This window comes from Lysinibacillus xylanilyticus (genome assembly GCF_001708185.1).
Taxonomy (GTDB): Bacteria; Bacillota; Bacilli; order Bacillales_A; family Planococcaceae; genus Lysinibacillus; species Lysinibacillus xylanilyticus_A.
Genome location: NZ_MDDN01000014.1, coordinates 100149 through 109442 on the forward strand (window position 1 = coordinate 100149; position 9294 = coordinate 109442).

Below are 9294 nucleotides of genomic sequence, written 5' to 3' on the forward strand. Positions count from 1 at the left end.
AAGCATAAAGTGTATGCTTTATATTAATGGTCATCGCTCACTTTATGAGCCATGTAAACCATTGTTAACATTGTGAAGATAAAGGCTTGGATAAAGCCGATAAAGATAGAGAAACCTTGCCATGCCATCGTAGGAATAATTGCCCCGATGAATCCCATAGCACCTGTTGACGCTAAACCTGCAAGTAAGCCTAGTAAAATCTCACCCGCATAAATGTTACCGTAAAGACGAAGACCTAATGTTAAAGTGTTTGCAAACTCTTCTACGATTTTTAATGGGAACATGAATGACATTGGTTTAAAGAATGTGCCAACATAATGACCTGTACCCTTCATTTTAATACCATAGTAATGAGTTAGAACTAAAATCATTGCTGCAAGCGTCATCGTAACAGTTGGGTCAGCTGTAGGTGATTTCCACCAAAGTGTGTGGTCATAGGCAATCGAGAATGGAAGACCTAATAAGTTAGATACAGCGATAAACATAATAAGTGTGATACCTAGAATGTGGAATCGCCCACCTGTTTTCCAGTCCATGTTGCTTTTGATGATGTTCTTTACGAAATCCATAATCCATTCCATAAAGTTTTGCATACCAGTAGGTTTTAACTTTAAGTTTCTAGTTGAGATAACCGCTATTAAGAAAACGATTACAGCAGCAACTAGTAACATCATAACAGTTGAGAGGTTGAATGTTAGTGAAAACAGACCAAAATCAACTGTTTTTAATGGAGCTTCATGAGTCATTGTTATTTTTCACCTCTCTTTCTAATTTAAAGCACATTAGCGGTTCCTTACTTGTGACACAATTCTCTCGACAAAGAGAAAAACGTACGGAATCATTAGCCCTATGACCGTGCTAATTAAGTGAAAATAGTTTGGCAACGAAATTGCTAGAGCGACTGCCGCTACACCTGATCCAAAGCGAAGTGCTGTACCAAGCGAGCCTATTTTCTTCCCTTCACTAATGGATCGATCAAACTTCTCCATACGGCGAACTAAAATCCAAAAATTATACGTACCAAATAATGCACCGATTGCGATGCCCGCAAAAACCGTCTGATAGGGCGTAAACCCCCAACCTAATGCACAGAGTGCGAGCAAAAAAAATAACGCTCTCTTCTGCACAGCAAAAATGTGATGCAAATCTAGCATTGGTTTGTAATCTCCTGAATCATTTTTTCGAGTAAAGAAAACGTTTGCTGACCACTACGTGAAATCAGAAAAGAGCAGTGAAAAACACTACTCACAGCGGAATAGTAACGGGAGAGTCATTTTGAAATTACAGGTGTAAATTCTAAAAAATGTCTTACACCCCGAAACGCACAAAACGTTGCAAATCGACAGTATTGTTTTAACTGTCAATTTAGTAGAAACTTGATATAACAAGTGTTTCAACGTCTATAAACGACTAGAAACCCTTATCATTATTACCCTTTGTAAGCATACAATAGGAGATATTTGAAGTCAATTAGTAAAGGAGAAAAACTTCACAGCCACTATATTCTTGTCAAATTGTTGACAAATTTGTGTATGAAATTTCATAGTTTCAAAATCAAACTTCACAGTTATGCAAAAAAAAGCTAATTTACGACGCGTTTATGCTCGTAAATTAGCTTACCCATCAAAATAGGTACATTAGACTCATTTTTCAGTTTCAAATATAGTACATTACTTGACTTTTTGTAAAAATTCTAGAAGAGCCTCTACAATACGCTCAGAAGCATGTCCATCTCCATAAGGATTTGATGCTTTCGCCATTGCTTCGTAGGCATTTGTATCTTCTATTAATTGTTTTGCTAAAGAATAGATTGTTTCTTCTTCCGTTCCGGCTAACTTTAATGTCCCTGCTGCGATACCTTCCGGACGCTCTGTTGTGTCTCTCAGTACTAGAACTGGTTTGCCTAATGAAGGAGCTTCTTCTTGGACGCCACCAGAGTCAGTTAAAATCATATATGAATTTGCCGCAAAGTTATGGAAATCAAAGACTTCAAGAGGTTCGATTAAATGTACACGCTTGTGATCTCCTAAAATTTCATTAGCAATTTCTCGTACAGCTGGGTTCATATGCACTGGATAAACAACTTGTACATCCTCATGCTCTGCTAATATTCTAGTAATTGCACGGAACATATGACGCATTGGTTCACCTAGGTTTTCACGGCGATGCGCTGTCAATAAAATCATACGATCTGAGCCTATTTTTTCTAGGACAGGATGTGAGTAATGTTCACTTACTGTAGTAGCTAATGCGTCGATAGCTGTATTACCCGTCACAAAAATAGTTTCAGGGTTTTTATTTTCATCTAAAAGATTTTTCTTTGACACTTCTGTCGGCGCGAAATGAAGGTCAGCCATGACACCTGTTAACTGACGGTTCATTTCCTCTGGGTATGGTGAATATTTATTCCATGTACGAAGACCCGCTTCTACATGTCCGATAGCAATTTGGTTATAAAATGCTGCTAAACTTGCAATGAAAGTTGTTGCTGTATCGCCATGTACTAAAACAATATCTGGCTTTGCTTCTTTCATGACTTTGTCTAAGCCTTGTAACGCATTCGTTGTCACGTCAATTAATGTTTGACGATCTTTCATAATATTTAAATCGTAGTCTGGTGTGATTTTAAATGTTTCTAATACTTGATCGAGCATTTGGCGATGTTGGGCTGTTACCGTAACAATCGATTCTATTTGCTCAGGATGCTTTTGTAATTCCAATACAAGCGGAGCCATTTTAATAGCTTCTGGTCTAGTACCGAAAATCGTCATTACTTTCCATTTTTTCATCAAAACGATTTGCACCGTCCTTTATTATATTATATGAAAAGTGCTTTACTTCTATTGAACTGCTCCAGATGAGGCAAGCATTAGACTTCAAGAGAAGTATCGCCTAAACATACTAGGAAACGTCCTTCAATATTGAAGGACGCTTTCAAAAGTTATAAGTTGCCTAAAAATTACATACACAGTATTATTTCGTACCGAATAGACGATCTCCTGCATCACCTAAACCAGGTACAATATAGCCGTGGTCATCTAATTTTTCATCAAGTGCAGCAATATAAATATCTACATCTGGATGTTCATCTTGAATAACTTTTACACCCTCTGGCGCAGCGATTAAGCACATGAATTTAATGCTTTTCGCACCACGTTTTTTCAGTGAGTTGATCGCTTCCACCGCTGATCCACCCGTTGCAAGCATTGGGTCTACAATGATGAAATCACGTTCTTCTACATCTGCAGGAAGTTTTGCATAGTACTCTACAGGTTTTAATGTTTCTGGATCACGATAAAGACCGATATGACCAACTTTTGCAGCTGGAATTAGCTTTAATACGCCATCTACCATGCCGATACCTGCACGTAAAATCGGTACAATCGCAAGTTTTTTACCAGACAGTACTTTTGTTTTAGCAACTGTAACAGGTGTTTCAACTTCAATTTCCTCTACTGGCATATCACGTGTAATTTCGAATGCCATTAATGTTGCGACTTCGTCTACTAGCTCACGGAATTCTTTTGTGCCTGTATTCTTATCTCGAATATAAGTTAACTTGTGTTGGATTAGTGGATGATCAAATACGTATACTTTGCTCAAAGGGACTCGCTCCTAACCGTTCGGATTTCATTTTTATCTAACCTAGTATAACAGAAAATAGGAGTCGTCTCAAAAATAAATTTGGGACAACTCCTTTTCAAGAATGTTTACTACATATAAGAGCAATTATTTATCAAGTACTGCATCTAACTGTTCTATTGTCATCGGTTTGTAATAGAAATATCCCTGTCCGACTGTACAGCCCAGTGTACGTAAAATCTCAACCTGTTCTTTATTTTCAATGCCTTCTGCAACTGAAGTCATTCCTAGATTTAACGCTAATTGAATAATAGATTGGACAATAGCGAGCGTCGCAGCATCACTAATAGCATTAATAAAGCTTCGATCTATTTTCAATTCCGAAAATGGTAGTTTTTGTAAATAACTTAAGGATGAAAAGCCCGTTCCAAAGTCGTCCACCGAAGTTTTAAAGCCGTAGCTCTTTAATTCCTGAATAATCGCAAAAGCTGTTTGAAAATCAACGAGACCAATACTTTCAGTTACTTCTAATATAATATATTGCGGATCGATATTATATTTCTGAACTAGCTGTACTGTATCCTGTACAAAATGTTCATAATAAAAATGATCCGGTGAAATATTCACTGCGACCTTTACTAGTTTTTTTCCTAAACTTTTGCGTTCAGCTAACCATGTAAGAACAAGCTCTAATATTTGAATATCGATTTCTCGAACCTTCCCTGCACTTTCCGCCACCGGAATGAAAATCGTCGGAGATACAAAGCCCAGTTTCGGTGATATCCAGCGAGCAAGCGCTTCTAGACTTTGAATGTCACCTGTCCGCAAATCTACTTTAGGCTGTAAGTTCACAGTGATTTCTTTATTTTTTAATGCTTCTGACAAATGATTCAACACCATCATTTGCTCCTCAAGCACATCATTTCTTTCTTGCGTGAATATTTCCATATGAGTGCCCGGTTTATTCCCTGCAAAGGATACCGCATTATCTGCAAAGCGTATCGCATCAGCAATTTGTATCTCATCATTATAAGAAGCAATTCCAGTCTTCAATGTAATATAAATTTGCTTTTCTCCTATTATAAAAGGCAGACGAATGATCTCTTTTATACGCCTTTCATAAGTTAAGAAATCCTCATTGGATGTCGCATTTGAAATGATTAAACTAGTGCTAGTAAATCTAGCAATATATTCGTGATGTTCATGCTTATGTTCTTCTAGACGTTTCGCAATTTGTCTTAAAAGCTCGTCTCCTGCTTCACGGCCATATAACTCGACAATTTGATGAAACTCACTCGGCTTTACTATTTTGATATTGCCATTTTGACCGTATTCTTTCTCTTTTTCTATCTTATTTAAAAAACTATGTCGATTAGGTAACCCCGTTGTAATATCGATATAAGCTAAATCCCATATCTTTTTCTGCGTTTTTGCATACGAGTATGCCAATGCAACAAGTGTCCCAATTTTTCGAAACATTTCTTCAAAAAACGCTTGGTCACTATGATGTTGCTTTAAAAATATCGCAAACAATCCAATTGCTTGCTGTTGTTGATTGTGTATGGGCATAAACCATCCAAATTGCTTTTTAGAAGAACAGGCAAACATTTTATGTTCTTTCGGAATATCAATTTCATCCAAGCTTTTAACTAGAATGGATGTCTTCCCTTTCATGACTTCCTTATAAAATCCATTGTTTTCACAACGCTCCAAAATACCGTTTGTATTATGATCCCCTTTAAAAATTTGCAATTGATTTGTTTCCGTTTTGACAAGAATCATACTTGATATATACGGCATAAAAAATTCATCTAAGCCTCTGCAAATAATGCTCATTTTTTTATCAAAGGAATTGTCCTTTTCAATCGCTTCATACATTGCTTTCTCAAGGCGCATTAAAAATTCCTTAGTGTGATAATATGTCACATCCTTCACAAGTACTAATACAAATAATGTTTCATTGTTATTGTTTTGAAACGGAAGTGCTTGTATTTCTGCTAAAAAAGAAGGTTTATCGAAGCAACTATGGTGCAATTTAGCCTGTACCATAACTCCGCTATGTATTTTTTGTTTAATCATTTCAATAGTTGTCATCTGTTCTTCGTTTGAGAGCAATGAAAAATAATCGGTATTTATTATTTGCGAACGTGTAGTATTTGTAAGCACACAAAAAGAGTCATTACATTCCAATACGCAATGATTATTTGTTGCATCAAAAATTACATACCTTTCCTTAGAATTATTACCTAATCTACGAATTGTATTTAATAGCACTTCATCTTCCATGACCTTCGTACTAGTTACCATCCAACCCCTCCTCCCACTATCACTTCAAACCTCTCTTACATTGTACATAAAAGATTCAATAAATTGTCACTTTCACGAAAATTTCTTCTTTATCAGGACACTAACTGTCCTCAATCCACTATAATATATCCTTTTCTACTAAGTTAATGTAAATTAATTTAAAAATAAGAGTAATTTATTTTTATGTTAGCAGAAAAGATGCTTTTTACAGTTTTAACTCCCTTTCCAAAATAAAAAGGCTGTGGTTAAGGTGATATATTACACTTTAACCACAGCCTTTTATATTAAATTATGCGTATAATGGATGTTTGTCCGTTAATGCTTTGACACGAGCTTTCGCTTCAGCTTTGACTGCTTCATCTTCTGGATTTTTAAGAACTGTTGCAATAATTGCACCAACTTCTTTCATGTCCTCTTCTTTGAAGCCACGAGATGTGACAGCTGGTGTACCAATGCGGATACCAGAAGTTACGAATGGAGATTCTGTATCGTAAGGAATTGTATTTTTATTTGTTGTAATACCTACTTCATCAAGTGCGTGTTCTGCCACTTTACCTGTTAAACCAAGAGATTTCACATTAAGAAGTAACAAGTGGTTATCCGTACCACCAGATACAATTTCAACACCTTCTGCAATTAATACGTCTGCTAAAGCTTTTGCATTCGCTTTAATTTGTTTTGCATATTCTTTGAATTCTGGTTGTAATGTTTCACCGAATGCTACAGCTTTGGCAGCGATCACGTGCATTAATGGTCCACCTTGGATACCTGGGAATACAGATTTATTAAGCTTTTGCTCCCATTCTTTCGAAGCAAGGATTAAACCACCACGTGGACCACGTAATGTTTTGTGTGTTGTAGAAGTGACAAAATCAGCGTATGGCACCGGTGATTGATGTTCTCCAGCAGCTACAAGACCTGCAATGTGCGCCATATCCACCATGAAATATGCACCTACTTCATCAGCGATTTCACGGAATTTAGCAAAATCGATTTCACGTGGGTATGCAGATGCACCTGCAACAATTAGTTTTGGTTTATGCTCTAATGCTTTTTGGCGTACATCTTCATAATCGATTACTTGTGTATCTTTCGTTACGCCATATTCAACGAAATTATAAAGAACACCTGAGAAGTTTACTGGAGATCCATGTGTTAAGTGACCGCCATGAGAAAGATTCATACCAAGAACTGTATCACCTGGTTCTAAAATTGTGTGATATACAGCCATGTTCGCTTGTGCACCAGAGTGTGGTTGAACGTTCGCGTATTCCGCTCCAAAGATTTCTTTTACACGATCACGTGCAATATCTTCCACAACATCTACGTGTTCACAACCGCCATAGTAGCGTTTACCTGGATAACCTTCAGCATATTTATTTGTCAAAACAGAACCTTGTGCTTCCATTACTGCTTCAGATACAAAGTTTTCTGATGCGATTAACTCGATATTTGCTTGTTGACGTTTTTTCTCCGCAAGAATTCCATCTAATACTGCTTTGTCTTGTACTGCTAATTTTTCGTATGCCATGTTTGAAAAAGCCTCCTAAGTATAATCATTATTTGTATACCACTGATTTCAGAGGTAATTTTATTTATATACTGCACGTTCTCCGCCAATCAGCTTTGGACGTGTTGTTGCAATCGTTACAACTGCCTCTCCTACCATTCGCACAGAAGTACGAACCGGAACAGCTACTGCTTTTAAATGCATACCTATAAGTGTTTGACCAATGTCAATACCTGCATTTGCTTGCACAGATTCCACAACAACTGGATTTGTAAATTGCGTAAACGCATAAGCAGACATCGAGCCACCTGCAGTACGAACTGGTACAACTGTTACTGGTTCGTAGCCAAATTGTTCTGCGGTTGTTGCTTCCATTGTAATAGCACGATTAATATGCTCACAGCCTTGGAACGCTAGATGCAGCTGATGTTTCTTTGCAAATGCCTGCAATGGCTCAAAAATCGCCTCTCCAATTTCAAGCGCGCCTGCTGTGCCAATTTTCTGACCAATCACTTCAGATGTCGAGCAGCCTACAACAAAAATAGTATTTGGTCGTAGGGTTACCTGCTCTTCAAATTCACTGAGTAACTGAGTCAAATGTGTTCGTATTTGTTGTACAACCACGATGCTCAGCCCCTTAATTTATTAATATTTATACCCTACATTTAAAAAGTCCACGGAACTTGTTAAATGTGTACTAGCTTTACTTGCTTTACTTATTGCTCAAGCTCAGCGATTTTTTCAATGCGTCGCGTATGACGACCACCTTCAAAATCTGTTTCAAGCCATACTTTAGCGATTTCACGTGCAAGGCCTGGCCCAATAACACGCTCACCCATTGCTAAAACATTTGAATCGTTGTGGCAACGCGTTGCTTTTGCACTAAATAAATCATGTACTAAAGCACAACGAATCCCCTTAATTTTATTTGCAGCAATGGACATACCAATGCCTGTGCCACAAATTAAAATACCTTTATCAAATTCCCCGCTAGCAACACCTTCAGTAACTGGTTTTGCATAATCAGGATAGTCTACTGAATCCGCAGATTGTGGACCAAAATCTTCGTAGCTAATATTTAGCTCATCTAACAGTTGCATAATCTCACGACGTAAATTATTGCCTCCGTGATCAGAAGAAATTGCTATTCTCACTGGGTTCCCTCATTTCGAAATTATAGTCAACACTAGTGTACCACTTCTCCCTCAAGAATAACATGATTTTTCTTGCATTTTTATGCTGATTTCTCCTAAAAGACGAACATTTCTTGTATTTCGATATAAAATCATTCACTTTTATGTCCATTTATCTGTGGATACTGTGAATATCATGTTGATAAATTCGGATAACAGTATTTTGTTGTAATATTCCATCTTCTGAAGTTTTTTTAGCTTTTCAATTACAGTGGACATACTATATCAATATTTTTTCTAGGTATTACCAGTGGTTGGTGATAAAAGGCGGCTTTACATCCAATGTTGGGTACGGCACAATATAAATCTTCGTCGATTGGATGGTGCAATTCGCCGCTTTGTAGCTATCCGTCGTTCGGGCTCTTCTTTCCGTCGCTTCGTTGGCTATCCGTCGCTCGGCTTCTTCTTTCCGTCGCTTCCTTGGTTCTATCCGTCGTTTGGACTCTTCTTTCCATCGCTTCGTTGGCTATCCGTCGTTTGGACTCTTCTTTCCGTCACTTTGACTGTCCTATCCGTCGTTCGGACTCTTCTTTCCGTCACTTCCTTGGCTATCCGTCGTTTGGCTTCTTCTTTCCGTCGCTTCGTCGGTTCTATCCGTTGTTTGGACTCTTCTTTCCGTCACTTCGTTGGCTATCCGTCGTTTGGACTCTTCTTTCCGTCACTTTGACTGTCCTATCCGTCGTTCGGACTCTTCTTTCCGTC

General features: G+C 37.7%; 9 protein-coding genes. 1 reads left to right on the forward strand and 8 read right to left on the reverse strand.

Annotation, left to right across the window (positions count from 1 at the left end):
* Positions 1-23 precede the first annotated feature (23 nt).
* The 8 genes from atpB to rpiB all read right to left on the reverse strand — a co-directional run bounded on the left by atpB (position 24) and on the right by rpiB (position 8553).
* Positions 24-746 carry a F0F1 ATP synthase subunit A gene (gene atpB / locus BFJ97_RS19075; RefSeq protein ID WP_068986230.1) on the reverse strand — a complete coding sequence of 241 codons (723 nt, stop codon included), beginning with the start codon at positions 744-746 and terminating at the stop codon, positions 24-26.
* A 36-nt stretch (positions 747-782) separates the two neighbouring features.
* Complete coding sequence (locus tag BFJ97_RS19080; RefSeq protein WP_068986231.1) at positions 783-1154, reverse strand: ATP synthase subunit I; 372 nt, start codon at positions 1152-1154, stop codon at positions 783-785.
* A 516-nt stretch (positions 1155-1670) separates the two neighbouring features.
* Complete coding sequence (gene wecB, locus BFJ97_RS19085) at positions 1671-2792, reverse strand: non-hydrolyzing UDP-N-acetylglucosamine 2-epimerase (protein ID WP_068986232.1); 1122 nt, start codon at positions 2790-2792, stop codon at positions 1671-1673.
* A gap of 181 nt (positions 2793-2973) precedes the next feature.
* Entirely contained in the window at positions 2974-3603 is a 630-nt protein-coding gene (gene upp, locus BFJ97_RS19090; protein WP_068986233.1) for a uracil phosphoribosyltransferase, read from the reverse strand.
* A 126-nt stretch (positions 3604-3729) separates the two neighbouring features.
* The gene (locus tag BFJ97_RS19095) at positions 3730-5889 is read right to left on the reverse strand and encodes an EAL domain-containing protein (protein ID WP_068986234.1); all 2160 of its coding nucleotides are present in this window, start codon (positions 5887-5889) and stop codon (positions 3730-3732) included.
* A 289-nt stretch (positions 5890-6178) separates the two neighbouring features.
* Positions 6179-7420 (reverse strand): serine hydroxymethyltransferase, encoded by a 1242-nt coding sequence (glyA, locus tag BFJ97_RS19100; RefSeq protein ID WP_068986235.1) that lies wholly within the window; start codon positions 7418-7420, stop codon positions 6179-6181.
* A gap of 60 nt (positions 7421-7480) precedes the next feature.
* A complete protein-coding gene (locus BFJ97_RS19105) occupies positions 7481-8023 on the reverse strand; it encodes a TIGR01440 family protein (RefSeq protein WP_068986236.1) in 543 nt (180 codons plus the stop codon).
* 92 nt (positions 8024-8115) lie between these two features.
* On the reverse strand, positions 8116-8553 hold the full coding sequence (rpiB, locus tag BFJ97_RS19110; RefSeq protein WP_068986237.1) for a ribose 5-phosphate isomerase B: 438 nt from the start codon (positions 8551-8553) through the stop codon (positions 8116-8118).
* 321 nt (positions 8554-8874) lie between these two features.
* On the opposite strand from rpiB, the gene BFJ97_RS24355 reads away from it, so the two are divergent.
* Positions 8875-9294: hypothetical protein (locus BFJ97_RS24355; protein WP_217492401.1), on the forward strand; the 420-nt coding region annotated here is incomplete at its 3' end.

Coding starts and splice junctions, on each gene's coding strand:
- atpB (WP_068986230.1), bottom strand. CDS start 746: ATGACTCATGAAGCTCCATTAAAAACAGTTGATTTTGGTCTGTTTTCA.
- BFJ97_RS19080 (WP_068986231.1), bottom strand. CDS start 1,154: ATGCTAGATTTGCATCACATTTTTGCTGTGCAGAAGAGAGCGTTATTT.
- BFJ97_RS19095 (WP_068986234.1), bottom strand. CDS start 5,889: ATGGTAACTAGTACGAAGGTCATGGAAGATGAAGTGCTATTAAATACA.
- glyA (WP_068986235.1), bottom strand. CDS start 7,420: ATGGCATACGAAAAATTAGCAGTACAAGACAAAGCAGTATTAGATGGA.